The 24,784-nt window shown below is 59.8% G+C and carries 25 protein-coding genes, 1 other RNA gene and 1 pseudogene; 23 read left to right on the top strand and 4 right to left on the bottom strand.

Annotation, left to right across the window (positions count from 1 at the left end):
- The first annotated feature begins 36 nt into the window (after positions 1-36).
- The 7 genes from rplM to D3M70_RS29450 all read left to right on the top strand — a co-directional run bounded on the left by rplM (position 37) and on the right by D3M70_RS29450 (position 5,001).
- A complete protein-coding gene (gene rplM / locus D3M70_RS29480) occupies positions 37-465 on the top strand; it encodes a 50S ribosomal protein L13 (protein ID WP_062384256.1) in 429 nt (142 codons plus the stop codon).
- 14 nt (positions 466-479) lie between these two features.
- The gene (gene rpsI, locus D3M70_RS29475) at positions 480-872 is read left to right on the top strand and encodes a 30S ribosomal protein S9 (RefSeq protein ID WP_120129569.1); all 393 of its coding nucleotides are present in this window, start codon (positions 480-482) and stop codon (positions 870-872) included.
- A 262-nt stretch (positions 873-1,134) separates the two neighbouring features.
- Positions 1,135-1,728 carry a ubiquinol-cytochrome c reductase iron-sulfur subunit gene (petA, locus tag D3M70_RS29470; RefSeq protein WP_120129567.1) on the top strand — a complete coding sequence of 198 codons (594 nt, stop codon included), beginning with the start codon at positions 1,135-1,137 and terminating at the stop codon, positions 1,726-1,728.
- Positions 1,728-2,939: a cytochrome bc complex cytochrome b subunit gene (locus D3M70_RS29465; RefSeq protein WP_120129566.1), complete on the top strand. Its 1,212-nt coding sequence runs from the start codon at positions 1,728-1,730 to the stop codon at positions 2,937-2,939. Before petA ends, D3M70_RS29465 begins: the two co-directional genes overlap by 1 nt.
- Positions 2,939-3,721, top strand: a complete 783-nt coding sequence (locus tag D3M70_RS29460; RefSeq protein ID WP_120129564.1) for a cytochrome c1 — start codon at positions 2,939-2,941, stop codon at positions 3,719-3,721. Before D3M70_RS29465 ends, D3M70_RS29460 begins: the two co-directional genes overlap by 1 nt.
- Positions 3,722-3,951: 230 nt before the next feature.
- Positions 3,952-4,569: a glutathione S-transferase N-terminal domain-containing protein gene (locus tag D3M70_RS29455; protein ID WP_074753905.1), complete on the top strand. Its 618-nt coding sequence runs from the start codon at positions 3,952-3,954 to the stop codon at positions 4,567-4,569.
- An 18-nt stretch (positions 4,570-4,587) separates the two neighbouring features.
- Positions 4,588-5,001 (top strand): ClpXP protease specificity-enhancing factor, encoded by a 414-nt coding sequence (locus D3M70_RS29450; protein ID WP_120129563.1) that lies wholly within the window; start codon positions 4,588-4,590, stop codon positions 4,999-5,001.
- A 174-nt stretch (positions 5,002-5,175) separates the two neighbouring features.
- Here D3M70_RS29450 and D3M70_RS29445 read toward each other — a convergent pair whose 3' ends face one another.
- The 4 genes from D3M70_RS29445 to D3M70_RS29430 form a co-directional block, all read right to left on the bottom strand.
- Complete coding sequence (locus D3M70_RS29445; protein ID WP_120129561.1) at positions 5,176-5,754, bottom strand: BON domain-containing protein; 579 nt, start codon at positions 5,752-5,754, stop codon at positions 5,176-5,178.
- Positions 5,751-6,344: a phosphoheptose isomerase gene (locus tag D3M70_RS29440; protein WP_120129559.1), complete on the bottom strand. Its 594-nt coding sequence runs from the start codon at positions 6,342-6,344 to the stop codon at positions 5,751-5,753. The genes D3M70_RS29445 and D3M70_RS29440 overlap by 4 nt, the downstream gene beginning before the upstream one ends.
- Positions 6,345-6,500: 156 nt before the next feature.
- Positions 6,501-6,875, bottom strand: a complete 375-nt coding sequence (locus D3M70_RS29435) for a YraN family protein (RefSeq protein WP_120129558.1) — start codon at positions 6,873-6,875, stop codon at positions 6,501-6,503.
- The gene (locus tag D3M70_RS29430) at positions 6,872-8,686 is read right to left on the bottom strand and encodes a penicillin-binding protein activator (RefSeq protein ID WP_120129556.1); all 1,815 of its coding nucleotides are present in this window, start codon (positions 8,684-8,686) and stop codon (positions 6,872-6,874) included. The genes D3M70_RS29435 and D3M70_RS29430 overlap by 4 nt, the downstream gene beginning before the upstream one ends.
- 222 nt (positions 8,687-8,908) lie before the next feature.
- Between D3M70_RS29430 and rsmI the strand changes: the two genes are divergently transcribed.
- From rsmI to D3M70_RS29355, 16 genes and pseudogenes are all read left to right on the top strand, one after another.
- On the top strand, positions 8,909-9,814 hold the full coding sequence (gene rsmI, locus D3M70_RS29425; protein ID WP_120129555.1) for a 16S rRNA (cytidine(1402)-2'-O)-methyltransferase: 906 nt from the start codon (positions 8,909-8,911) through the stop codon (positions 9,812-9,814).
- An 87-nt stretch (positions 9,815-9,901) separates the two neighbouring features.
- Positions 9,902-10,259, top strand: an RNA gene (gene rnpB, locus D3M70_RS29420) — RNase P RNA component class A.
- Between the two features lie 307 nt (positions 10,260-10,566).
- Positions 10,567-11,022, top strand: coding sequence for a division/cell wall cluster transcriptional repressor MraZ (gene mraZ, locus D3M70_RS29415; RefSeq protein WP_108236909.1), 456 nt, complete (start codon positions 10,567-10,569; stop codon positions 11,020-11,022).
- Between the two features lie 2 nt (positions 11,023-11,024).
- A complete protein-coding gene (gene rsmH, locus D3M70_RS29410; protein WP_120129553.1) occupies positions 11,025-11,966 on the top strand; it encodes a 16S rRNA (cytosine(1402)-N(4))-methyltransferase RsmH in 942 nt (313 codons plus the stop codon).
- Positions 11,963-12,256 carry a cell division protein FtsL gene (ftsL, locus tag D3M70_RS29405; RefSeq protein ID WP_110948514.1) on the top strand — a complete coding sequence of 98 codons (294 nt, stop codon included), beginning with the start codon at positions 11,963-11,965 and terminating at the stop codon, positions 12,254-12,256. Before rsmH ends, ftsL begins: the two co-directional genes overlap by 4 nt.
- On the top strand, positions 12,253-14,001 hold the full coding sequence (locus D3M70_RS29400; protein WP_120129552.1) for a penicillin-binding protein 2: 1,749 nt from the start codon (positions 12,253-12,255) through the stop codon (positions 13,999-14,001). The genes ftsL and D3M70_RS29400 overlap by 4 nt, the downstream gene beginning before the upstream one ends.
- Positions 14,001-15,464, top strand: a complete 1,464-nt coding sequence (locus tag D3M70_RS29395) for a UDP-N-acetylmuramoyl-L-alanyl-D-glutamate--2,6-diaminopimelate ligase (RefSeq protein ID WP_120129550.1) — start codon at positions 14,001-14,003, stop codon at positions 15,462-15,464. Before D3M70_RS29400 ends, D3M70_RS29395 begins: the two co-directional genes overlap by 1 nt.
- The gene (gene murF, locus D3M70_RS29390) at positions 15,457-16,827 is read left to right on the top strand and encodes a UDP-N-acetylmuramoyl-tripeptide--D-alanyl-D-alanine ligase (protein ID WP_120129549.1); all 1,371 of its coding nucleotides are present in this window, start codon (positions 15,457-15,459) and stop codon (positions 16,825-16,827) included. Before D3M70_RS29395 ends, murF begins: the two co-directional genes overlap by 8 nt.
- Complete coding sequence (gene mraY, locus D3M70_RS29385; protein WP_120129547.1) at positions 16,827-17,909, top strand: phospho-N-acetylmuramoyl-pentapeptide-transferase; 1,083 nt, start codon at positions 16,827-16,829, stop codon at positions 17,907-17,909. The genes murF and mraY overlap by 1 nt, the downstream gene beginning before the upstream one ends.
- 6 nt (positions 17,910-17,915) lie before the next feature.
- Positions 17,916-19,262 (top strand): UDP-N-acetylmuramoyl-L-alanine--D-glutamate ligase, encoded by a 1,347-nt coding sequence (gene murD / locus D3M70_RS29380; protein WP_120129546.1) that lies wholly within the window; start codon positions 17,916-17,918, stop codon positions 19,260-19,262.
- Entirely contained in the window at positions 19,259-20,476 is a 1,218-nt protein-coding gene (gene ftsW / locus D3M70_RS29375; protein WP_120129544.1) for a putative lipid II flippase FtsW, read from the top strand. Before murD ends, ftsW begins: the two co-directional genes overlap by 4 nt.
- Positions 20,463-21,536, top strand: coding sequence for an undecaprenyldiphospho-muramoylpentapeptide beta-N-acetylglucosaminyltransferase (murG, locus tag D3M70_RS29370; RefSeq protein WP_120129543.1), 1,074 nt, complete (start codon positions 20,463-20,465; stop codon positions 21,534-21,536). Before ftsW ends, murG begins: the two co-directional genes overlap by 14 nt.
- Positions 21,529-21,945, top strand: a pseudogene (locus tag D3M70_RS33815) (Mur ligase domain-containing protein); the annotation flags it as partial. The gene murG and the pseudogene D3M70_RS33815, both read left to right, overlap by 8 nt.
- A 1-nt stretch (position 21,946) precedes the next feature.
- Positions 21,947-22,953 (top strand): UDP-N-acetylmuramate--L-alanine ligase (murC, locus tag D3M70_RS29365; protein WP_256660033.1); only part of this gene is annotated, 1,007 nt, incomplete at its 5' end.
- Positions 22,950-23,909: a D-alanine--D-alanine ligase gene (locus D3M70_RS29360; RefSeq protein WP_120129540.1), complete on the top strand. Its 960-nt coding sequence runs from the start codon at positions 22,950-22,952 to the stop codon at positions 23,907-23,909. The genes murC and D3M70_RS29360, both read left to right, overlap by 4 nt.
- 3 nt (positions 23,910-23,912) lie before the next feature.
- Entirely contained in the window at positions 23,913-24,782 is an 870-nt protein-coding gene (locus D3M70_RS29355) for a cell division protein FtsQ/DivIB (RefSeq protein ID WP_120129538.1), read from the top strand.
- Positions 24,783-24,784 lie beyond the last annotated feature (2 nt).

Here is a 24,784-nt window from a genome sequence, read left to right as displayed (position 1 = left end):
GTCTATTTTTCAGGGCGGCCTTTGAGGCTATAAAGAATGAAAACTTTTACCGCTAAACCGGAAACAGTAAAGCGCGACTGGTTCGTCGTCGACGCTGCTGGCCAGACCCTGGGTCGTCTGGCCACCGAAATCGCGAGCCGTCTGCGTGGCAAGCACAAGCCGGAATACACTCCGCACGTCGACACTGGCGACTACATCGTCGTGATCAACGCTGAGCAAATCCGTGTCACTGGTGCCAAAACCTCCGACAAGATCTACTACTCTCACTCCGGTTTCCCGGGCGGGATCAAGTCGATCAACTTTGAAAAGCTGATCGCCAAAGCTCCTGAGCGCGTGATCGAGACCGCGGTCAAAGGCATGCTGCCTAAGAACCCGCTGGGTCGCGACATGTATCGTAAGCTGAAAGTCTATGCGGGCGCTGCACACCCTCATACTGCTCAGCAGCCCCAAGAACTGAAGTTTTAACGGAATAGTTCATTATGTCGGCGACTCAAAATTACGGCACTGGCCGTCGCAAGACCGCAACCGCTCGCGTTTTCCTGCGTCCGGGCACCGGTAACATCTCCATCAACAACCGCTCCCTGGACACGTTCTTCGGCCGCGAAACTGCCCGCATGGTAGTTCGTCAGCCACTGGAACTGACCGCGACTGTCGAAAAGTTCGACATCTACGTCACTGTCATCGGCGGTGGTGTGAGTGGTCAAGCTGGCGCAATCCGCCACGGCATCACCCGCGCTCTGATGCAATACGACGAAACTCTGCGTAGCGCTCTGCGTAAAGCGGGCTTCGTCACTCGCGATGCTCGCGAAGTTGAACGTAAGAAAGTCGGTCTGCGTAAAGCGCGTAAGCGTCCGCAGTACTCGAAGCGTTAATTCGCTTTTCGTTCAAAAAGAACGCTCAGTTTCCTCTTGGAACTGGGCGTTTTTTTATGGGCGTCTATTATTGGGTGTGACGACACGACTCATCCGTGGATGCCCCGTTCTACAAGGCCTCCCGTTTTCGCCAAAAGGTAATAGCCTTGCGACCTGAAGGGCTTTTAATTACCATTCGGCAGGTTTTTTTGACAGCTAGAAAAATAATTCAAAAGAGAAGCCTGACCAAGCAGGCCTCTAAAAGCTGATGGGAGAGGACGGAATGAGCAATGACGGCGTGAATGCAGGCCGGCGTCGCTTCCTTGTCGCAGCCACCTCCGTGGTTGGCGCAGCAGGAGCGGTGGGGGCTGCGGTCCCGTTCGTGGGGTCATGGTTTCCCAGCGCCAAAGCCAAAGCGGCTGGCGCACCCGTAAAAGTCAACATCAGCAAGATTGAGCCGGGCCAGCAGATGATTGCCGAATGGCGCGGGCAGCCGGTCTTCATCGTTCACCGCACGCCGGAAATCCTCACCAACCTGGGCAAGATCACCGGCCAGCTTTCCGATCCCGAATCCAAGAACTCCGTTCAGCCTGCCTACGTTGATCCGGTGGTCCGCTCGATCAAGCCCGAGATGCTGCTGCTGATCGGAATCTGTACGCATCTGGGCTGTTCGCCCACGTTCCGCCCTGAAGTGGCGCCCGCAGACCTGGGCAAGGACTGGGTGGGCGGCTACTTCTGTCCTTGTCACGGCTCCCATTACGACCTGGCCGGGCGCGTCTACAAAGCGCAACCTGCACCGCTGAATCTGCCAGTGCCGCCGCATTCCTACGAGTCGGACTCAATCATCGTCATTGGTGTCGATCAGGAGAAAGCGTAATGAGCAAATTCATGGACTGGATCGATGCACGCTTCCCTGCGACTTCTATGTGGGAAGACCATCTCAGCAAGTATTACGCCCCCAAGAACTTTAACTTCTTCTACTTCTTCGGCTCGCTGGCGCTGCTGGTGCTGGTCAACCAGATCGTCACCGGCGTCTGGTTGACGATGAGTTACACGCCCTCGGCTGAAGAGGCTTTTGCGTCTGTCGAATACATCATGCGCGATGTCGAGTACGGCTCGATCCTGCGCCTGCTGCACTCCACAGGCGCCTCGGCGTTCTTCATCGTCGTCTACCTGCATATGTTCCGCGGATTGCTCTACGGCTCGTACCAGAAGCCGCGTGAGCTGGTGTGGATCTTCGGCATGTTGATTTACCTGGCGCTGATGGCCGAGGCGTTCATGGGGTATCTGCTGCCATGGGGCCAGATGTCGTATTGGGGCGCGCAGGTGATCATCTCGCTGTTCGGCGCAATCCCGGTCATCGGCAATGACCTGACTCAATGGATTCGCGGTGACTACCTGATCTCCGGCATTACACTGAACCGTTTCTTCGCCCTGCACGTGGTTGCGCTGCCAATCGTCATACTGGGTCTGGTTGTGCTGCATGTGCTGGCACTGCACGAGGTCGGGTCGAATAACCCTGACGGCGTGGACATCAAGAAGCATAAGGACGAGAACGGCAAGCCGCTGGACGGTATCGCCTTTCATCCGTACTACACCGTCAAGGATATTGTCGGTGTCGTGGTGTTCCTGTTCATCTTCTGTTCGGTCGTGTTCTTCTTCCCGGAAATGGGCGGGTATTTCCTGGAGAAGCCCAACTTCGAACAGGCCAACGCGTTCAAGACGCCGGAGCACATCGCGCCGGTCTGGTACTTCACGCCGTTCTACGCGATCTTGCGCGCCATTCCAGACAAACTCATGGGCGTCATGGCCATGGGGGCCGCGATCGCGGTGCTGTTCGTTCTGCCGTGGCTTGATCGAAGCCCGGTCAAGTCCATGCGCTACAAAGGCTGGCTCAGCCGAATCTGGTTGCTGGTGTTTTGTGTGGCCTTCGTGATTCTGGGAATTCTGGGGGTTCTGCCGCCCAGTCCCGGTCGTGCGTTGCTGTCACAGGTGTGTACGTTCCTGTACTTCGCCTACTTCATCCTGATGCCGTTCTACACGCGCATCGAGAAGACAAAACCGGTTCCGGAAAGGGTGACTGGCTGATGAAAAAGCTATTGGCTGTTTTTATTCTTGCTGCCTTGCCTGTCCTGTCTTTCGCCGCCGAACACGGTGGTCCGGAGCTGGAAAGTGTCGACATCGATGTTTCCGATAAAGTCGCCATGCAGGACGGCGCGCGGACTTTTGTCAACTACTGCATGGGTTGCCACAGCGCCAAATTCCAGCGTTACGAGCGCGTGGCGGATGATCTGGGGATTCCCCACGAGCTGATGCTGGAGAAATTGGTATTCACCGGCGCGAAGATCGGCGATCACATGGTCGCCGGCATGCAGCCTGCCGATGCCAAGACCTGGTTTGGCGCTGCGCCACCGGACCTGACCCTTGTGGCGCGAGTGCGCGGCACTGACTGGCTCTACGGTTATCTGCGTTCGTTCTACGAGGATCCCGCGCGGCCCTGGGGCGTGAATAACAAAGTCTTTCCTAACGTGGGGATGCCTAACGTTCTGGTAGGGCTGCAAGGTCGTCAGGTGATCGGGTGCAAGCAGGTTCAGGTCGAAGAGGGCGGCAAGAAACAATACGACCCATTGACCGGCTCACCGCTGACTCACGAGGCTTGCGATCAACTGACCATCGTGCCCAAAACCGGCACCCTGACCGAAGAGCAGTTCGACGAGAAGATCAAGAATCTGGTGACCTTCCTTGCCTACTCGGCAAACCCGGTCAAGCTGCAACACCAGCGCATCGGCACCTATGTGCTGCTGTATCTGGCGGTGCTGTTTATCTTCGCGTACTTGCTCAAGCGCGAATACTGGAAGGATGTTCACTGACAGAAGACCTGCCGTGCTGTAGATGCAACGCGCTCTGGAGAGCCTCGTTCGGGTAATGGAAGCGGAGCGGGTATAGTAACGGGCGAAAGATTGCAGAATTTACTTCGAGTAAATGAGCTATCTTGTCGCCCGCGACGAACACCCGCTCATTGTGGATGTTGCCGGAGGCGCCTTCAGGGCGCGTTTCGTTTTTTCTGCTTTCGAAAATTTAACAAGCGAGGAGGACCGCCATGGGCGTGACCAATCGGTTGGCCTGTTACTCCGACCCCGCCGACCACTATTCCCATCGCGTGCGCATTGTGCTCGCCGAGAAAGGTGTCAGCGCCGAGATCATCGATGTTGTTGAAGGCCGTCATCCGGCCAAACTGATCGAGGTGAATCCGTACGGCAGCGTGCCGACGCTGGTCGATCGTGACCTGGCGTTGTACGAGTCGACGGTTGTCATGGAATACCTGGATGAGCGTTACCCGCATCCACCTTTACTGCCGGTTTACCCTGTGGCTCGGGCCAACAGCCGTCTGCTGATCCATCGGATCCAGCGCGACTGGTGCGGCCTGGTGGATCTCATTCTGGACCCGCGCAGCAAAGAAGCTGCCCGTGTTCAGGCGCGCAAGGAGTTGCGCGAAAGTCTGACCGGTGTGTCGCCACTGTTTGCGGAGAAACCTTTTTTCCTCAGTGACGAGCAAAGTCTGGTCGACTGCTGTCTATTGCCCATACTCTGGCGCCTGCCGATTTTGGGTATCGAGTTGCCGCGGCCCGCCAAGCCGTTGCTTGATTATATGGAGCGCCAGTTTGCGCGTGAGGCATTTCAGGCAAGCCTGTCTGCTGCCGAACGCGACATGCGCTAAGGCTTAAGGAACCGTTTGATGACCTCCAGTCGCCCCTATCTGATCCGCGCTTTGTATGAGTGGATCGTGGATAACGATTGTACGCCGCACATTCTGGTTAACGCCGAATACCCGGCGGTGCAAGTCCCGCAAGGTTTTGCCAATGACGGGCAGATCGTCCTCAATATCTCGCCAAGCGCCGTGCGTCACCTGCACATGGATAACGACGCAGTGAGTTTCGAAGGCCGCTTCGGCGGTGTACCGCACAGCCTCTACGTACCTGTGGCGGCGGTCATGGGTATTTACGCTCGTGAGAACGGTCAAGGCATGGTCTTCGATCTGGAGCCTGCCGTGGACGATGATGAAGAGCTGGACATGGAAGACGACGTGCCGCCGCCAGACGACGAGCCGCCGCGCCCTTCCGGCCGGCCGAGTCTGAAAGTGGTCAAGTAGTCGACCGCTCAGTAACGAAAAAGGCGATCCCCAGGGATCGCCTTTTTTGTGTCGCGCAGCATGAATACGATCTTTTGTAGGCGTGAGCTTGCTCGCGATTGCGTTGGGTCAGTGATGCGTTTACTCAATCTCAAACCCCCATCGCGAGCAAGCTCACCCCTACAGGGATCTGAATCAATCGATGTATTCGAAGAGCTTCACGATCTTCTGCACGCCCGAAACGCCCTGGACCAGATTGGTGGCACGGTTGGCTTCTGCCTGGGTCAACAGCCCCAGCAGGTAGACGATGCCGTTCTCGGTCACGACCTTGATTCGCGAACCCGGGATGGCGCTATCAGTCAGCATCTCGGTCTTGATCTTGCTGGTCAGCCACGCGTCGTTGCTGCGTGCCAGCATCGAAGAGGGGGCGATCACCTGCAGTTCGTTGTTGACCTTCTTGACCTTCTGTACCTGGCTGGCAGTCTGCTCGGCCAGCTGCTTAAGGTCGGCCCGTGGCGTCTGCCCGGCCAGCAGTACCACGCCGTTGAAACTGGTCACCACGATGTGTGAGTTGTTGTCGAGATCGGGGCTGGCTTTGGCGACGTTCACGGCCACCTTGGTTTCGATCAGCGAGTCGTCGATCTTGCTCCCGAAGGTGCGAGTGCCGCGGTCGTCGTCGATCGGTGCTTCGCGGCTGGCGTTGATCACCGAGCTGCATCCGCTGATGCCCAGGCAGAGCGTCAGGGCCAGTAGGCTGAGACGTTTGGATATCATTCTTCACTCCCGAACAATTGGCTGTCGATCAGATCACAAAGGCAGTGGATCGACAGTAGGTGGACTTCCTGGATACGTGCGGTGACCTTGGCCGGGACACGGATTTCGACGTCTTCTGGCAGCAGCAGCGAAGCGACGTCGCCGCCGTCGCGGCCGGTCAAGGCCACAACAATCATTTCTCTGTCATGCGCGGCCTGGATGGCCTGGATGATGTTCGCCGAATTGCCGCTGGTTGAAATCGCCAGCAACACATCGCCTGGCTGCCCCAGGGCGCGGATCTGTTTGGAAAAGATTTCGTTGTAGCTGTAATCGTTGGCGATCGAGGTAATGGTCGACGTATCGGTGGTCAGCGCAATGGCCGGCAGGCTCGGTCGCTCACGCTCGAAACGGTTAAGCAGCTCCGAGGAGAAGTGTTGGGCATCACCGGCCGAACCACCGTTGCCGCACGCAAGCATTTTGCCTTCGTTCAGCAAGGCATTGACCATGACCTGGCTGGCTTGCTCGATGTGAGGTGCAAGAACGTCCATCGCCTGTTGCTTGGTATCGATGCTGGCCTGAAAAAGCTGGCGAATTCGGGATTGCATGTCCATCTATGAAAACCTTAATAGGGGCGGCTGGTCGGGCGAGGTGTGAGACAAGTCATCGGCTTCCCGGCACAAAACTGTGCAGCCCGCAAAGCAAAGAGCAAAAAACGGTATGGGTTGTGTCGGTGCATCAGCGCGCGGGGCTTCATGAGAAAAGCCGGTTCAGGCGTCGAACGCATTCTGCAGCCAGTTCAGTGCAGGGCTGGTGCCTGGGTCGCCATTGATTGCAACGACATCGAAGCGGCATGCGGACTCTGCCCACTTCGATTCGACCTGCAAAAACCAGTGCGCGGCCAGGATGAGCTTTTCCTGCTTGCGAAAATCTACGCTTTCCAGCGCGCCACCCCATCCGGCGTGGCGCCTATAGCGAACTTCCACGAATACTACTGTATCGCCGTCGAGCATGACCAGATCAAGCTCGCCGCGTTTGCATGACCAGTTTTGCGTGATGAGCGTCAAACCGTGCTGCTGCAAGTGTCGCAGGGCGTAGGCTTCAGCCTCGCGCCCTGCGGTTTGTTTCGTGTTGCCTGTCTTCAAGGAGCGGTGTCCGGCAGGCGCTGCACCTTGCCGTCGACGAACTCTGCCCAAGGCAGCTGACGCTCGATGCGTTGACCCTGACCGATGGCCAGGCTTCCGGACAGGCCATCGATGCGGCTTTCGGGCAGGGTTTTGAGTTGGGTCAGGCGCGGGGCCAGGCGGTAGGCGTCGATCCCCATCGCATACAGGCGACCCAGGCTGCCGCCAGCTTGCGGCCATTGCGCGGTGACTTGCTGGCGCAGAGGGTCGGTGGCGTTGAGCAGCCAGGGGGTCTCGCAGAAACGGACGCCGCTCAGGTCGTTGTACATCGCCTGATCGCCACTGTTGGTGAACAGATGGGACGTGGCATAGACCGGAACGTCCCCGGCGTACTGGAAGACCATGGTGGGTTTGATTTGCTGCGCCTGCTGCGGGGTGGCGGCCAGGAACATGAAGTCCACGTCCTGACGGCGCGACGGTTGCGCTGCCATCTGCGCGCCAGTGGTGCTTTGCAGACGTTGTGCACGACCCTCGCTATTACGCAGCTGGAACAGGTCAGCCACTTGCTGGGCGAGTGCGACCGGTTGATCGATACGTTCTACGCCCAGCAGGGTACCGCCCTTGGCTTGCCAGCTCTGGCGGAACGCCTCGAGCACGCGATCACCCCATTCGCCTTTCGGCACCATTGCCACGGCGTTGCGTTTGCCATCGGCCCAGGCACGACGTGCCACTTCGCGCGCTTCGTCTTCGGCAGCCAGGCCGAACTGGAACAGCTCGGCCGGACCTTGAGCGGTGGCGTCGCTGTAGTTCAGGGCCAGGGTAGTGATGGGCAGTTGCGGGTGAGTGCTCAGCTGCTTGACCAGCGGTTTTTCCAGCGGACCGACTACCATCTGCACGCCTGCCGCCTTGGCCTGGGCGTAGAAAGCGTCCATCGAGGTCACGCGGGAGCTGTCGAACACCTCGATTGCAGGTGGCTTCTGGCCGGCCTGTTGCGCCTGGTAGTGAGCGGCCATGAAGCCATCACGCAGAGCGCGCGCTACGGAAGCGAGCGGGCCGTCTTGTGGGAGCAGCAAAGCGATCTTGGTCAGCGGTTCGCTTTTCAGGTCACGCAATTGAGCCAGCGAAGTTGGCAATTGGCGTGCAGCGGGGTGTTGCGGGTTCTGCGCTTTCCAGTTGTCGATCGCCGCCTGTTGCTGTTCCAGTGTGCCAGCGCCTTTGACGGCGCGAGCCAGGCTCAGCCAGCTGCCCATGTCGTCATTGGCAGTGCTTTGCAGCTGTTCAGGAGGCAGAGCCGCGACCAGAGTCCAGATGGCATCGTTGTTGGCGGCAAGGGCATCCCCTTGTAGCAGCGGGCCCATGAATACGCGCTCGCTGGCGGCGGCGAGGGCCTGGCCGTCGGCTTCCAGCGCACGAGCGCGAACGGTATGCGCGCGGGTCTGCAGATCGACGGGCATTTCACCCAGATGCTGCAGGCTCGGGTGACTGAGTGCGGTCAGCGCAGCTTTCGGCTGGCTGCGGCCCAGGGCCAGTTCGGCAGACAGCGTGTTGGCGTAAATCTGTTTATCGGTCTTGAGCTGATCCATCTGGACCTGTTCCAGAATGCTCGCAGCCCGACTCGGGTTGTTCTGACGTGCGGCCAGGTCGGCGGCGGTCAGTCGCAGCAATGCGGCCTGGTCAGGTGATTTGGCTGCAGCGGCTTGTTCGAGCAACTGCTCGATGCTGGCGTCAGGGGTGCGTGGCAATTCGCCAAGGCTGGAAGAGGGCGAACCGGCGCAAGCGGCCAACAGGGCAGCAAGGCAGAGGGCAGAGAACAGCCGCAGGCAAGCGATCATGTGTATGTTCCTGATTCTCGAGCAAATTAGCGTGGAATTGTACCCAAGCACTGGCCTGGGCGCGATGTCGTAGGCGTTAAAGCAGCGATATTGGTCGCCCTGAAGCGCAAATGTGCGGCTTGGACAGTGTTTTTTCCTGTCGGTGGGCGGCGATGTCGATGTGTGAGCAGATGTATTCGTCCATTCTTCAATCTCCCTGTGTCTGACGCCTTAACCTGTACAATGCAGGCTTTTACCGAACATGAGGTGTGCGCTTTGACTGCTCCGGGTGCTTTGAATTCCACTACAGGCTCGCTTTATGTGGTGGCCACGCCGATCGGCAACCTGGATGACATGAGCGTGCGTGCCTTGAAGGTACTGCGTGAGGTGGCATTGATCGCTGCCGAAGATACCCGGCATTCGTTACGGCTGATGCAACATTTCGGCATAGCGACCCCGCTCGCCGCCTGCCACGAGCATAACGAGCGTGAAGAAGGCAGTCGGTTTATTCAGCGTTTGCTGGCGGGCGACGATGTAGCGCTGATCTCCGATGCGGGCACGCCGCTGATTTCCGATCCCGGCTATCACCTGGTGCGTCAGGCTCGAGCTGCGGGCATTCAGGTTGTGCCGGTTCCAGGTGCCTGCGCGCTGATCGCGGCCCTTAGCGCAGCGGGCTTGCCGTCCGACCGCTTCATCTTCGAGGGGTTTCTGCCAGCCAAGGCAGTGGGGCGCAAGGCGCGTCTTGAATTGCTGAAGGAAGAGCCGCGCACCGTGATCTTCTATGAGGCGCCGCATCGGATCCTCGAGTGTCTGCAGGACCTGGAAGCAGTCTTCGGTGCGGATCGTCCCGCCGTGCTGGGTCGAGAGTTGACCAAGACGTTCGAAACGCTCAAGGGCTTGCCGTTGGGAGAGCTGCGCGCCTTCGTCGAGGCGGACAGCAATCAGCAGCGTGGCGAGTGCGTGGTGCTGGTGGCGGGTTGGAGCGAGCCGGAAGGTGAGGATGCAATCGGTGCTGAAGCGCGTCGGGTGCTCGATCTGCTGCTGGAGGAGATGCCGCTCAAGCGTGCAGCAGCTTTGGCGGCCGAGATCACTGGGGTGCGCAAGAATCTTTTGTATCAAGTCGCTCTCGACAAGCAGAAAGGGGAGTGAACTTTCCCCCTCAGGCAGTCACATAGATGGATGACAGGTTTTTTAAAGCTTGTTCTTGTGTCGCCCTGCCATTAACCTTGGCGGCGGAGAGTCGATTGGACAGTCGCTGCCTTTCATTGTTCCGCAATGACGGGGGGAGGAAAGTCCGGGCTCCATAGGGCGGAGTGCCAGGTAACGCCTGGGGGGCGCGAGCCTACGGAAAGTGCCACAGAAAATAACCGCCTAAGCACTTCGGTGCCGGTAAGGGTGAAAAGGTGCGGTAAGAGCGCACCGCACGGCTGGCAACAGTTCGTGGCTAGGTAAACCCCACTCGGAGCAAGACCAAATAGGGTTCCAAGGCGTGGCCCGCGCTGGAACCGGGTAGGTTGCTAAAGATGTCCAGTGATGGCCATCGTAGAGGAATGACTGTCCTCGACAGAACCCGGCTTACAGATCGACTCTCCACCTTTTCCCCTCTCTGCTTTTTCTCTCGCAGAAACCTCCTCGTAATGCCGAAAAAATCTTAAACCTCACAAATCACTTTAACTTCGACCCTCATGTTTCTGAGTTTCCTCGGATTTATCTGTAGGAACGTTCCGAATTTTTCCAGAAGTACTCCACAACCCCTCCTAAATCTCCGTCCTGTAAGGGTTTTCCTTAAGAAGTCGCCTTGACGGTGTGGTGGGCGCATTCCTATAGTGTGCGCGAGTGGCGGAAAGTGGCGTGAAGTGGGTTTTTTTAGCGCAAAAAGATAATATTCGGAGAGCGCGCCTGTGTTTCGTGGTGCAAACGCAATCAATCTCGATGCAAAGGGCCGTCTCGCTATGCCGAGCCGGTACCGTGACGAGCTGGATTCGCGTAGCGCCGGCCAGTTGATCGTGACCATTGATACCGTCGATCCATGCTTGTGCATCTATCCGCTCCCGGAATGGGAACTGATCGAAGCCAAATTGCGTGAGCTCGCCACATTTCGTGAAGAAAACCGTCGTCTGCAGCGGCTGTTGATCGGTAACGCGGTTGATCTGGAACTTGATGGCAGTGGGCGTTTTCTGGTGCCGCCACGTTTGCGCGACTACGCCAAGCTCGACAAGCGAGTGATGCTGGTCGGCCAACTGAACAAGTTTCAACTGTGGGATGAGGACGCCTGGAACGCACTTGCTGATGCTGACCTTGCGGCCATTCAAAAACCGGGCGCGATGCCTGATGAACTGCGTGATTTGATCCTGTGACTATGAATAGCGGCTTTACCCACATCACCGTACTGCTCGAAGAAGCCGTCGAGGCTCTCGCGGTGCGCGCCGATGGCTGCTATCTGGATGGCACATTCGGACGCGGCGGGCACAGCCGGCTCATCCTGCAGAATCTGGGGCCCGATGGCAGGCTCCTCGGGTTCGACAAGGATCCTCAAGCGATTGCCACAGGGCAAGCGCTGGCGGCCGAAGACGGCCGCTTTGTCATTGTGCAGCGCAGCTTTGCGGAACTGGGCTCCGAGGCTCTGGAACGCGGGATTGCTGGAAAAGTCAGCGGTATCCTGCTGGACCTTGGCGTTTCCTCGCCGCAACTCGACGACCCCGAGCGCGGCTTCAGTTTCATGAATGACGGCCCGCTGGACATGCGCATGGACCCGACTCGCGGGATCAGTGCCGCAGAGTTCGTCAACAGTGCGCCCGCCGAAGAGATCGCTCGCGTATTCAAGGAATACGGCGAAGAGCGTTTCGCCCGACGCATGGCCGGTGCCGTGGTTGCCCGCCGCGAGACGCAACCCTTCGAGCGTACTGCCGATCTGGCCGAAGTGTTGAAAGTCGCCAACCCTGCGTGGGAAAAGGGGAAGAATCCGGCTACCCGTGCATTCCAGGGGCTGCGCATTCACGTGAACAACGAGCTGGGTGATCTGGAAGCCGGCCTTGAAGCGGCACTGGAAGCCCTCGAAATAGGCGGTCGTCTGGCCGTCATCAGCTTTCATTCGCTGGAAGATCGCATCGTCAAGCTGTTCATGCGCAAGCTGGTCAAGGGCGAGGCGGACAACATGCCGCGCAATTTGCCCATCCGCCATCAAGCCTTCGAACCGCGCATCAAACTGATCGGCAAAGCGCAGTTCGCGTCCGATGAAGAGACTCGCGCCAACCCTCGTTCGCGCAGTGCCGTGATGCGTGTTGCGGAGAAACTTCGGTGAGCCGCGGTTTCTTCAAGCCATTGCCAGGCGGCAGCTTCTTCATGCTGCTTTTGTTCATAGCCGTTCTGGTTTCGGCAATCGCCGTTTCCTACAGCGCGCACTGGAACCGCCAACTGCTCAATTCGCTGTATGCCGAACTCAGTGTTCGCGACAAGGCGCAGGCTGAGTGGGGACGTCTGATTCTCGAGCAAAGCACCTGGACCGCGCACAGCCGTATTGAAGCGCTGGCCACCGATCAGCTGAAAATGCGTATTCCGAACGCCGCCGATATCCGGATGGTGTCGCCATGATGAAACTCGAAGGGGCACTCTACCCTTGGCGGTTCCGCGTCGTGGTCGGGCTGTTGTCGATCATGGTGCTGGCGATTTCGTACCGCATCGTCGATTTGCAGGTCATCGATCATCGTTTCCTTATCGAGCAGGGCGATGCGCGCAGCCTGCGCACCGTTTCCATTCCGGCTCACCGTGGTCTGATCACCGACCGTAACGGCGAGCCTCTGGCTGTCAGTACTCCCGTCACCACCATCTGGGCAAACCCGTCCGAGATGCAGGCAGACAAGAGCAAATGGGGCCTGTTGGCGCAAGCGTTGGGGCAAGACCCTAAAGCCCTTGCCGATCGTCTGAATGAACAGGCCAGCAAAGAATTCATCTATCTGGTTCGCGGACTGACCCCGGAGCAAGGCCAGTCGGTACTCGACCTGAAAGTGCCGGGCGTCTACGGCAAGGAAGAGTTCCGCCGCTTCTATCCAGCGGGCGATGTCACAGCCCACATGGTCGGCTTTACCGACCTTGACGATCATGGTCGCGAGGGGGTTGAGCTCGCCTATGACGACTGGCTCGCCGGAGTGCCAGGTAAAAGGCAAGTCATCAAGGATCGGCGCGGCAGGTTGATCAAAGACCTGCAAGTGAAGAAAAACGCCAAGGCCGGGAAAACCTTGGCTTTGTCTATTGATCTGCGGCTGCAATACCTGGCCACTCGCGAGCTGCGCAACGCGATCCAGGAAAACGACGCCAAGGCGGGCAGCCTGGTGATCATGGACGTGAAGACCGGCGAAGTGCTGGCGATGGTCAATCAGCCGACCTACAACCCGAACAACCGTCGCACCATGGTCCCGGCGGCGATGCGTAACCGCGCGATCATCGATGTGTTCGAACCCGGCTCGACCATGAAGCCGATCTCCATGACCGCCGCTCTCGACAGTGGTCGCTGGAAGCCCAGCGACAAGGTCGAGGTCTATCCGGGCACGCTGCAAATCGGTAAGTACACCATTCGTGACGTGACAAAGACTGAAGGGCCGATTCTCGATCTGACCGGTATTCTGATCAACTCCAGTAACGTCGGAATGAGCAAGGTGGCGTTCGATGTAGGCGGTGAGGCGATTTTCCGCGCCATGCAGCGCGTGGGTCTGGGGCAATACACAGGTCTTGGCTTTCCAGGTGAGCGAGTGGGCAATCTGCCGAACTATCGGGAGTGGCGCAAGGCGGAAACTGCGACCTTATCTTACGGTTACGGTCTGTCGGTAACAGCGCTGCAACTGGTTCACGCCTACTCCGCGCTGGCGAACAACGGCAAGATCGTTCCCCTGACCATCCTTAAGACAGACAAGCCGTCCGAGTCGACTCAGGCGATTCCGGAAGCGACCGCAAAAACATTGCAAGGCATGTTGCAGCAGGTCATCGAAGACCCGCGCGGCGTTTATCGCGCTCGAGTGCCGTCGTATCACGTGGCGGGCAAATCGGGTACTGCACGTAAGACATCGGTGGGCACCAAAGGCTACGCCGAGAACTCCTATCGCTCGCTGTTCGCCGGTTTCGGCCCGATGAGCAACCCGCGTTACGCGGTAGTGGTCGTTATCGATGAGCCAAGTAAAGGTGGCTACTTCGGTGGTCTGGTTTCCGCACCTGTGTTCAGCAAGGTGATGTCGGGGACCCTGCGCCTGATGAACGTGCGCCCGGACAACCTCGCGCCGGTGCCGCCTGAGCAACAGGCCAACGCCGCGCCGGCAGCCGTCCCCGTCAAGGGAGGGCGCGGCTGATGTCATTCAACCTGAGCAAGATATTCGCCCAGAGCGATCGTGACCTGTTGATTCGCGAGCTGACGCTGGACAGCCGCAAGGTGCGTCCGGGTGATCTGTTCCTGGCGATTCCGGGCCTGAAGGTTGACGGGCGCGATCATATTACCGATGCCATTGCGCACGGTGCCGCGGCCGTCGCCTATGAAGTCGAAGGCGCCAAGGTACTGCCGATCACCGACATTCCGATGATCCCGGTCAAGGGCCTGGCGGCGCAGCTGTCAGACATCGCCGGGCGTTTCTACGGAGATCCGAGCCGTGGCATGAACCTGGTCGGCGTCACCGGCACGAACGGCAAGACCAGTGTCACTCAGCTCATCGCGCAAGCGCTGGACAAGCTGGGTCAGCATTGCGGGTTGATCGGCACCCTGGGCACCGGCTTTTATAGCGAACTGAAAAGCGGCATTCACACCACGCCCGACCCGATTTCCGTGCAGTCGACGATTTACGACCTGAAAAAGGCCGGGGCCAAGGCCATCGCGATGGAAGTCTCATCCCATGGTCTGGATCAAGGTCGCGTGACTGCGCTGGCCTTCGACGTCGCAGTGATGACCAACCTGTCCCGTGACCATCTGGATTATCACGGTACGATGCAAGCCTACGCAGCCGCGAAAGCCAAGCTGTTTGCCTGGAGTGACCTGCGTTGCCGCGTGGTCAATCTCGACGACGATTTCGGTCGCCAACTGGCCGCTCAACCGCATAATTCGCGTCTGATCAGCTACAGCCAGGAAGACAGCAGCGCGTACCTGTGCTGCCGCGATGCGCACTTCGATGACGATGGCGTACGCGCCACGCTGGTGACGCCGCAGGGCGATCATGTCCTGCGCAGCAGCTTGCTCGGCAGGTTCAACCTGAGCAATGTGCTGGCTGCCGTCGGCGCATTGATTGGCCTGGATTACCCGCTGGACGAAATTCTCAAAGTGCTGCCGAGCCTCGAAGGTCCGGTCGGACGTATGCAGCGCCTCGGCGGTGGGTCGCTCCCACTGGTCGTGGTCGATTATGCCCACACTCCGGACGCGCTGGAAAAAGTGCTCGCTGCACTGCGCCCACACGCCAAGGGCGAGCTGACCTGTCTGTTCGGCTGTGGCGGCGATCGCGATCGAGGCAAGCGCCCGCTGATGGCCGAAGTGGTGGAGCGTCTGGCCGACAAGGTGCTGGTCACCGACGACAATCCGAGAACCGAAGACCCCGCGCGCATTTTCGACGACATCCGCGCCGGTTTCGGCGCTGTGGATAAGGTCGAGTTCGTCGCCGGTCGCGGCCAAGCCATTGCGCAGATTATCGCCCAGGCCCAAGCCGCGGACGTGATCGTGCTGGCGGGCAAAGGTCACGAGGACTACCAGGAAATCGATGGCCAGCGCCATCCTTTCTCCGATCTTGAAGAAGCCGCCAAGGCACTGAACGCATGGGAGGCTGCACATGCTTAAGCCACTTTCGTTCAGCGAATTGTTGTTGCCGCTCGATGCGCGTCGGGTCGGCGAAGACGTGAGTTTCAATGGCGTCAGCATCGACAGCCGTGCAATCGATCCGGGACAGTTGTTCGTGGCGCTAACCGGCCCGCGTTTCGACGGTCACGATTACCTCGATCAGGTCGCAGCCAAAGGTGCTGTAGGGGCATTGGTCGAGCGTGAAATTCCAGGCAGCGCGTTGCCACAACTGATCGTCGGCGATACCCGCAAGGCGTTGGCGCAGTTGGGGGCCATGAATCGCAACGCCTTCATAGACAAACCGGTAGCCGCGATCACCGGTTCCAGCGGCAAGACCACGGTCAAGGAAATGCTCGCCAGCATTCTGCGTACGCGTGGTTCGGTGCTCGCCACTCGAGGCAACCTGAATAACGAACTGGGCGTGCCACTGACGTTGCTGGCGCTGGCTCCGAAGTTCGCTGCAGCCGTTATCGAACTGGGCGCATCGCGAGTGGGCGAAATTGCCTTCACCGTCAGCCTGACCAAGCCGCACGTCGTGGTGCTGACCAATGCAGGCACTGCCCATGTCGGTGAGTTTGGGGGTCCCGAGAAGATCGTCCAAGCCAAGGGCGAAATCATCGAGGGTCTCGATACCCGTGGCGTCGCGGTTTTGAATCGCGACGACAAGGCGTTCGACATCTGGGTTGCCCGCGCAGCCGGTCGCAAGGTCCTGAGTTTTTCCCGGAGCAGCGATCAGGCCGATTTCTATGCCACCGATCTGGGCATCGACGCCCGCGGCTGCCCGACCTTCACTTTGAACGGTCCGAGCGGCTCGGCGCAGGTGCAATTGAATCTGCTGGGTGCGCACAACGTGGCCAACGCATTGGCTGCTGCTGCCGCAGGCCACGCACTGGGCGTCTCGCTGCCGGGTCTGGTTGCCGGGCTCGACAGCGTGCAGCCGGTCAAGGGCCGTACCGTTGCGCAACTGGCGACCAACGGCATGCGCGTGATCGACGACACCTACAACGCCAACCCGACTTCGGTCGCTGCGGCCACCGACATTCTCACCGGATTTTCCGGCCGCAAGGTGCTGGTACTGGGTGATATTGGCGAGCTGGGTGACTGGGCAGAGCAGGGCCATCGTGACGTCGGCGCGTATGCGGCCGGCAAGGTCGATGCCCTCTATGCCGTTGGTCCACTGATGGCCCATGCGGTCAAAGCTTTCGGGCAGGATGCGCGCCATTTTGCCAATCAGGCTGACCTGATCGAGGCGCTGGGCGCCGAGCAAGATAAAAACACCACCATTTTGATCAAAGGATCCCGCAGTGCCGCGATGGAAAACGTCGTGGCGGCTCTCTGCGGATCCAGCCTGGAGAAACATTAATGCTGCTGCTGCTGGCCGAGTATCTGCAACAGTTCTACAAAGGCTTCGCGGTCTTCCAGTACCTGACCCTGCGCGGGATCCTTGGCGTGCTCACCGCACTGTCGCTCTCGCTGTGCCTCGGTCCATGGATGATCCGTGCCCTGCAGAACAAGCAGATCGGTCAATCCGTCCGCAACGACGGTCCTCAATCCCATTTGTCCAAGTCAGGCACCCCGACCATGGGTGGCGCACTGATTCTCTCTGCCATCGCCATCAGCACCTTGCTTTGGGCGGATCTGAGCAACCGTTATGTGTGGGTCGTGCTCATCGTCACGCTGCTGTTCGGCGGTATTGGCTGGGTCGACGATTACCGTAAGGTGATCGAGAAAAACTCCAAAGGGTTGCCTAGCCGCTGGAAGTACTTCTGGCAGTCGGTATTCGGTCTGGGTGCTGCGATCTTCCTTTATATGACCGCGCAATCGCCAGTCGAGACCACGCTGCTGATCCCGATGCTCAAGGACTTCAGCATTCCGCTGGGCGTAGGTTTCGTGATTCTCACCTACTTCGTGATCGTCGGTTCCAGTAATGCCGTGAACCTCACCGATGGCCTGGACGGCCTGGCAATTCTGCCAACCGTGATGGTCGGAGGCGCGCTGGGCATCTTCTGCTACCTGTCCGGTAACGTGAAATTCGCCGAATACCTGCTGATCCCTTACGTGCCAGGCTCCGGCGAACTGATTGTGTTCTGTGGCGCCCTGATCGGTGCCGGCCTGGGGTTTCTGTGGTTCAACACGTATCCGGCTCAGGTGTTCATGGGCGATGTCGGCGCGCTGGCGCTCGGCGCGGCACTCGGCACCATCGCTGTCATCGTCCGCCAGGAGATCGTCCTGTTCATCATGGGCGGTGTTTTCGTGATGGAAACCCTGTCAGTCGTCATTCAGGTCGCATCCTTTAAATTGACCGGCCGCCGCGTTTTCCGCATGGCGCCGATCCACCACCATTTTGAACTCAAGGGCTGGCCCGAGCCGCGCGTGATCGTCCGTTTCTGGATCATCACCGTGATCCTCGTGTTGATCGGTCTTGCCACGTTGAAACTGAGGTAGAACAGAGTGTCACTGATCGCTTCCTCTCACTTCCGCATCATTGTCGGTCTCGGCAAGAGCGGCATGTCCCTGGTTCGCTTCCTGGCGACCCGGGGCGTGGCGTTTGCCGTGGCCGACACGCGGGAAAATCCACCGGAGCTCGCGACCCTGCGTCGTGACTATCCGCAGGTGGAAGTGCGTTGTGGCGAGCTGGACGTGGAATTCCTCTGCCGTGCCGACGAGTTGTACGTGAGTCCCGGTCTCGCGCTGGCGACCCCGGCGCTCCAGCAGGCCGCGGCCCGTGGTGTGAAGTTGTCCGGTGACATCGAGCTGTTCGCGCGTAACGCGAAGGCGCCAATCGTTGCCATTAGCGGCTCGAATGCGAAGAGCACCGTGACCACACTGGTCGGCGAAATGGCTGCTGCGGCTGGCAAGCGCGTCGCTGTCGGCGGCAACCTTGGCGTTCCGGCCCTGGACCTGCTCAGCGACGACGTCGAGCTGTATGTGATGGAGCTCTCGAGCTTTCAGCTGGAGACCACCGATCAACTGGGCGCCGAAGTCGCCACCGTGCTTAACGTCAGCGAAGACCACATGGACCGCTACAGCGGTCTGCCGGCCTATCACCTGGCCAAGCACCGGATCTTCCGCGGCGCTCGTCAGGTGGTCGTCAATCGTCAGGATGCCTTGTCGCGACCATTGATCGGCGAAGGGGTGCCTTGCTGGACCTTTGGTCTGAACAAACCGGACATCAATGGCTTCGGTCTGCGAGAAGAGAACGGCGAAAAGTACCTGGCGTTCCAGTTCGAAAACCTGATGCCCGTGCGTGAGTTGAAAATCCGTGGCGCGCACAACCAGGCCAATGCCCTGGCGGCGCTGGCGCTCGGTCATGCAGTCGGTCTGCCGTTCGACGCGATGATGTCGAGTCTGCGCACCTTCGCCGGTCTCGTGCATCGCTGCCAGTGGGTTCGCGAGCGCGCCGGCGTCAGCTACTACGACGATTCCAAGGCCACCAATGTCGGTGCTGCCCTGGCGGCTATCGAAGGGTTGGGCGCGGACATCAGCGGCAAGCTGGTCCTGATCGCCGGTGGTGATGGCAAAGGTGCGGATTTCTCCGCCCTCAAAGCCCCGGTCGCCACCCATTGCCGCGCCGTCGTCCTCTTGGGCCGCGACGCCGAACTGCTCGCCGATACGTTCGGCGATGCGGTGCCTCTGATACGCGTCAAAACATTGGAGGAAGCTGTGCAACGTGCTGCCGAATCGGCTCAGGAAGGGGACGCCGTGTTGCTGTCTCCGGCCTGTGCAAGCCTGGATATGTTCAAGAATTTCGAAGAGCGCGGACGCCTGTTCGCCCAGGCAGTGGAGGACTTGTCATGATCTTTGGCGTGATCAAGCCTTATCCATCGCCGATCATCAGCGGTCGTGGCGTCGATGTCGATTTCCCGATGCTCGCCGGCTGCCTTGCGCTGCTCGGTCTGGGACTGGTAATGATCACTTCCGCCTCCTCGGAAGTGGCCGCCGTCCAGTCGGGCAACGCGCTTTACATGATGACCCGCCACCTGATCTATCTGGTCCTGGGGCTGGTCGCGTGCGTCGCCACGATGATGGTGCCTGTCGCAACCTGGCAACGTCTGGGCTGGCTGATGCTGCTCGGCGCCTTTGGCTTGCTGATTCTGGTGATCGTGCCCGGGATCGGGCGTGAAGTGAACGGCTCCATGCGCTGGATCGGCTTCGGCATGTTCAACGTGCAGCCCTCGGAGATCGCCAAGGTATTCGTAGTGATCTTCCTCGCGGGTTACCTGATCCGTCGTCAGCAGGAAGTGCGCGAGAGCTGGATGGGCTTCTTCAAGCCGTTCATTGTGCTGCTGCCCATGGCGGGTCTGCTGCTGATGGAGCCTGACTTCGGCGCCACCGTCGTGATGATGGGCGCGGCTGCCGCAATGCTGTTCCTTGGTGGCGTAGGCCTGTTCCGTTTCGCCTTGATGGTCGCACTGGCCGTCGCAGCGGTGTTCGTCCTCGTTCAAGCGCAACCTTATCGGATGGCGCGTCTGATCACGTTCACCGACCCGTGGTCCGATCAGTTTGGCTCCGGTTACCAGTTGACCCAGGCGCTGATCGCCTTTGGTCGTGGCGAATGGTTCGGTGTCGGTCTGGGCAACAGCGTGCAGAAGCAGTTCTACCTGCCGGAAGCGCACACCGACTTCGTGTTCTCGGTATTGGCCGAAGAGCTGGGCGTCGTGGGTTCGCTGGCCACCGTCGCGTTGTTCGTCTTCGTCAGTATTCGGGCGATGTACATCGGCATGTGGGCCGAGCGCGCCAAGCAGTTTTTTGCGGCTTACACCGCGTACGGTCTGGCATTCCTGTGGATTGGTCAGTTCCTGATCAATATCGGCGTGAACGTCGGTCTGCTGCCGACCAAGGGTCTGACCCTGCCATTCCTCAGCTATGGCGGCAGCTCGCTGATCATCTGCTGCGCGAGTCTGGGCCTGTTGCTTCGCATCGAGTGGGAATCGCGCAACAACATGGGCAGTGAAGAGGCCGAGTTCAGCGAGAGCGATTTTGCCGAGGAGCCCAACCATGGCCGTCGGTAACGTATTGATCATGGCGGGCGGCACCGGTGGACACGTGTTCCCGGCGCTGGCCTGCGCTCGCGAGTTCCAGGCGCGCGGCTACACCGTGCATTGGCTGGGCACGCCAAGGGGCATCGAAAACGAACTGGTTCCAGCCGCTGGCCTGAAGTTGCATTTGATCAACGTCACCGGCTTGCGCGGCAAGGGGCGTCTTTCGTTGCTCAAGGCGCCGTTCATGTTGGTCAAGGCATTGCTCCAGGCACGCAGGGTCGTGCGCGAGCTTAAGCCGGTTTGCGTCGTGGGTTTCGGTGGTTATGTGACAGGGCCTGGCGGCTTGGCGGCAAAGCTTGCGGGCGTGCCGTTGATCATTCACGAGCAAAACGCCGTCGCCGGCACCGCGAACCGCAGTCTGGCGTCGTTCGCCGCTCGTGTGTGCGAGGCCTTTCCGCAAACCTTCGCAGCGTCTGCCAAGCGGCGTACCACCGGTAATCCGGTGCGTGCGGAGCTGTTTTTCGAAACGCCGCGTCAGGCGCTGGCCGGACGCAAGCCACGGTTGCTGGTGCTGGGCGGAAGCCTGGGTGCAGAACCGCTGAACAAATTGCTGCCGGAGGCGCTGGCTCAGGTGCCCGCAGAGCTGCGACCTGAGGTGTTTCATCAGGCTGGCAAGAATCACGATGAAGTCACCACCGAGCGTTACCGCGCCGCGGGTGTCGAGGCGCAGGTCGCCCCCTTCATCAAAGACATGGCCCAAGCCTATGGCTGGGCGGATCTGGTGGTCTGCCGCGCAGGTGCGCTGACCATCAGTGAACTGGCGGCCGCTGGTCTGCCGTCGTTGCTGGTGCCGCTGCCCCATGCCATCGACGACCACCAGTCGCGCAACGCCGACTATCTGGCTCGTGAAGGCGCCGCCTTCGTGATGCCGCAAGCGACAACTGGCGCCGCCGAAATGGCAGCGCGCCTGAAAGAGGTTTTGATGCAACCCGAACAATTGAAACGCATGGCCACCACGGCTCGCCAACTGGCCAAGCCGGACGCCACCAATACCGTCGTCGATGTCTGCCTGGAGGTGGTCCATGGTTGAGAATCAACGCGCGATGCCCCAACCGGAAATGCGCCGTATCCGTCGCATTCACTTCGTCGGTATCGGTGGCGTGGGCATGTGTGGCATCGCTGAAGTGTTGCTGAATCTGGGCTATGAAGTGTCTGGTTCCGACCTCAAGGCGTCGCCCGTGACCGAACGTCTCGAATCGTTCGGCGCTCACATTTTCATCGGTCACCGCGCAGAAAACGCGTCGGCTGCCGACGTGCTGGTCGTGTCCAGCGCCGTGAACACATCCAATCCGGAAGTCGCCACCGCGCTCGAGCGTCGTATCCCGGTGGTGCCCCGCGCCGAGATGCTGGCCGAACTGATGCGCTATCGCCACGGCATCGCGGTGGCCGGTACTCATGGCAAAACCACCACGACCAGCCTGATCGCCTCGGTGTTCGCCNGCCTGAATGCTGCCGGTACCAATGCGCAGTTGGGCACGAGCCGTTACCTGATCGCCGAAGCCGACGAAAGCGATGCCAGCTTCCTGCACCTGCAACCGCTGGTCGCCGTGGTGACAAACATCGACGCCGACCACATGGCAACCTACGAAGGGGACTTCAACAAGCTGAAGAAAACCTTTGTCGAGTTCCTGCATAACTTGCCGTTCTACGGTCTGGCCGTGGTGTGCACCGATGATCCGGTGGTGCGAGACATCCTGCCGGCGGTCAAGCGTCCGGTCATGACCTATGGCTTCAACGAAAATGCCGACGTGCGTGCGATCAACGTGCGTCAGGAAGGCATGCTCACGCATTTCACCGTGCTGCGTCGCGACCGTGAGCCGCTGGACGTGTCGGTGAACATGCCGGGCAACCACAACGTGCTCAATTCGCTGGCGACTATCGCCATTGCCACTGACGAAGGTATCACTGACGAAGCGATCGTGCAGGGGCTGTCGGGGTTCCAGGGTGTCGGTCGTCGCTTCCAGGTCTATGGCGAACTGCCGGTCGAGGGCGGCAACGTCATGCTGGTGGACGACTATGGTCATCATCCCCGCGAAGTCGCTGCGGTTATCAACGCCGTGCGCGGTGGCTGGCCGGATCGTCGACTGGTCATGGTTTACCAGCCGCACCGTTATAGCCGTACTCGCGATCTCTACGACGACTTCGTACAAGTGCTCAACGACGCCAACGTGCTGTTGCTGATGGAAGTGTATCCGGCAGGTGAAGAACCGATTCCGGGCGCTGACAGCCGCCAACTGGCACACAGCATTCGCCAGCGCGGACAGCTGGACCCGATCTACATCGAGCGTGGCGTCGAGCTCGCCCCGCTGGTCAAGCCGCTGCTGCGCGCTGGCGACATCCTGTTGTGTCAGGGCGCTGGCGACATCGGCGGTCTTGCCCCGCAACTGCTCAAGAGCCCGTTGTTCACGGGCGCAATCGTGGCCTCAACCGAAGGTAAGCTGAAATGACAGCCGCCGCGCCAGTCTCCCTGCTCTCGACCCTGAAGCCTGAAAGCTTCGGTCGCGTGGCCGTGCTCTTCGGTGGCAAGAGCGCGGAGCGGGAGGTTTCCCTGAAATCCGGCAGCGCAGTGCTTGAAGCATTGCAGAGTGCGGGCGTCGATGCGTTCGGTATCGACGTGGGTGACGACTTCCTGCAGCGACTGGTCAGCGAAAGGATCGACCGTGCATTCATCGTGCTGCACGGTCGCGGCGGCGAAGACGGCACCATGCAGGGGCTGCTGGAATGCCTCGACATCCCTTACACCGGCAGCGGCGTTCTGGCGTCGGCACTGGCGATGGACAAGCTGCGGACCAAACAGGTCTGGCAGAGTCTGGGCCTGTCGACCCCTCGTCATGCAGTGCTGGGCAGCGAAGCGGATTGTATTTCGGCGGCGACGGAACTGGGCTTTCCTTTGATCGTCAAACCCGCTCATGAAGGTTCCAGTATCGGTATGGCCAAGGTGACCTGCGTCGATGAATTGATCGCCGCATGGAACGCCGCCAGTACCTACGATTCGCAAGTGTTGGTCGAGCAATGGATTCAAGGTCCGGAGTTCACCGTCGCCTCTCTGCGTGGGCAAGTATTGCCGCCCATCGGCCTGGGTACCCCCCACAGTTTCTACGACTACGACGCCAAGTATCTGGCTTCCGATACCCAGTACCGGATTCCATGCGGCCTCGATGCAAGCAAAGAACAGGAGTTGAAGGCGCTGACCGCGCGTGCCTGCGAAGCTGTCGGCATCACCGGCTGGGCGCGCACCGACGTGATGCAGGACGCCGATGGCAAGTTCTGGCTGCTGGAAGTCAACACCGTGCCCGGTATGACCGATCACAGTCTGGTGCCCATGGCTGCGAAAGCGGCGGGGCTTGATTTCAAACAGTTGGTGTTGGCGATTCTGGCCGACAGTGTCCAGGTGCGAGGGTAGATCATGCACGGCGCGACGCTACGTCATCAGCAATCCTCTCCGAGCCGCAAGCCGGTGCCTCGCGGTGCCAGTCGAATGGTCGCCAGAGAGCCACTGTCTTCACGCATTCCGAAGCCGAACTTCGGCTTCCTGCGCAGCCTTATGTGGCCGGTGTTGCTCGTGGTCCTGGGTTTTGGCACCTACGAGGCTGCCCAGCGTCTGCTGCCGTATGCCGACCGGCCGATCTCGCGGATCAACGTTCAGGGTGACTTGAGCTACATCAGCCAGCAGGCCGTTCAGCAGCGCATTGCCCCGTACGTGGCGACCAGCTTCTTCAACGTTGACCTTGCCAGCATGCGCACCGAGCTCGAGACGATGCCATGGATCGCCCATGCCGAGGTCCGCCGCGTCTGGCCGGATCAGGTGGTGATTCGCCTGGAAGAACAATTGCCGGTTGCGCGCTGGGGTGATGAAGCCCTGTTGAACAACCAGGGTCAGGCTTTCACGCCGCGTGAGCTGGCCAACTACGAACACCTTCCGCAGTTGTTCGGGCCTCAACGGGCTCAACAGCAGGTGATGCAGCAGTACCAGGTCCTGAGTCAGATGTTGCGCCCGCTGGGGTTCTCCATCGCTCGTCTGGAATTGCGTGAGCGAGGCAGCTGGTTCCTGACCACTGGTGCAGGCAATGCGGGCCCCGGCTTGGAGTTGCTGCTGGGACGAGACCATCTGGTTGAGAAGATGCGCCGCTTTATCGCCATCTACGAAAAAACGCTGAAAGAACAGATCACGAACATTGCGCGAGTCGACCTGCGTTACAACAACGGCCTTGCCGTCGGTTGGCGTGAGCAGGCGCCAGCGCCAACGACGGACAAACCCGCCGTCGCGAAGAATTGATA

Origin of the sequence: Pseudomonas sp. LS-2 (genome assembly GCF_003605735.1) — a bacterium.
Taxonomy (GTDB): Bacteria; Pseudomonadota; Gammaproteobacteria; order Pseudomonadales; family Pseudomonadaceae; genus Aquipseudomonas.
This window is presented reverse-complemented; position numbering and strand designations above follow the sequence as displayed.

Coding starts and splice junctions, on each gene's coding strand:
- rplM (WP_062384256.1), top strand. CDS start 37: ATGAAAACTTTTACCGCTAAACCGGAAACAGTAAAGCGCGACTGGTTC.
- rpsI (WP_120129569.1), top strand. CDS start 480: ATGTCGGCGACTCAAAATTACGGCACTGGCCGTCGCAAGACCGCAACC.
- petA (WP_120129567.1), top strand. CDS start 1,135: ATGAGCAATGACGGCGTGAATGCAGGCCGGCGTCGCTTCCTTGTCGCA.
- D3M70_RS29465 (WP_120129566.1), top strand. CDS start 1,728: ATGAGCAAATTCATGGACTGGATCGATGCACGCTTCCCTGCGACTTCT.
- D3M70_RS29460 (WP_120129564.1), top strand. CDS start 2,939: ATGAAAAAGCTATTGGCTGTTTTTATTCTTGCTGCCTTGCCTGTCCTG.
- D3M70_RS29455 (WP_074753905.1), top strand. CDS start 3,952: ATGGGCGTGACCAATCGGTTGGCCTGTTACTCCGACCCCGCCGACCAC.
- D3M70_RS29450 (WP_120129563.1), top strand. CDS start 4,588: ATGACCTCCAGTCGCCCCTATCTGATCCGCGCTTTGTATGAGTGGATC.
- D3M70_RS29445 (WP_120129561.1), bottom strand. CDS start 5,754: ATGATATCCAAACGTCTCAGCCTACTGGCCCTGACGCTCTGCCTGGGC.
- D3M70_RS29440 (WP_120129559.1), bottom strand. CDS start 6,344: ATGGACATGCAATCCCGAATTCGCCAGCTTTTTCAGGCCAGCATCGAT.
- D3M70_RS29430 (WP_120129556.1), bottom strand. CDS start 8,686: ATGATCGCTTGCCTGCGGCTGTTCTCTGCCCTCTGCCTTGCTGCCCTG.
- rsmI (WP_120129555.1), top strand. CDS start 8,909: ATGCAGGCTTTTACCGAACATGAGGTGTGCGCTTTGACTGCTCCGGGT.
- rsmH (WP_120129553.1), top strand. CDS start 11,025: ATGAATAGCGGCTTTACCCACATCACCGTACTGCTCGAAGAAGCCGTC.
- D3M70_RS29400 (WP_120129552.1), top strand. CDS start 12,253: ATGATGAAACTCGAAGGGGCACTCTACCCTTGGCGGTTCCGCGTCGTG.
- D3M70_RS29395 (WP_120129550.1), top strand. CDS start 14,001: ATGTCATTCAACCTGAGCAAGATATTCGCCCAGAGCGATCGTGACCTG.
- murF (WP_120129549.1), top strand. CDS start 15,457: ATGCTTAAGCCACTTTCGTTCAGCGAATTGTTGTTGCCGCTCGATGCG.
- mraY (WP_120129547.1), top strand. CDS start 16,827: ATGCTGCTGCTGCTGGCCGAGTATCTGCAACAGTTCTACAAAGGCTTC.
- ftsW (WP_120129544.1), top strand. CDS start 19,259: ATGATCTTTGGCGTGATCAAGCCTTATCCATCGCCGATCATCAGCGGT.
- murG (WP_120129543.1), top strand. CDS start 20,463: ATGGCCGTCGGTAACGTATTGATCATGGCGGGCGGCACCGGTGGACAC.
- D3M70_RS29360 (WP_120129540.1), top strand. CDS start 22,950: ATGACAGCCGCCGCGCCAGTCTCCCTGCTCTCGACCCTGAAGCCTGAA.
- D3M70_RS29355 (WP_120129538.1), top strand. CDS start 23,913: ATGCACGGCGCGACGCTACGTCATCAGCAATCCTCTCCGAGCCGCAAG.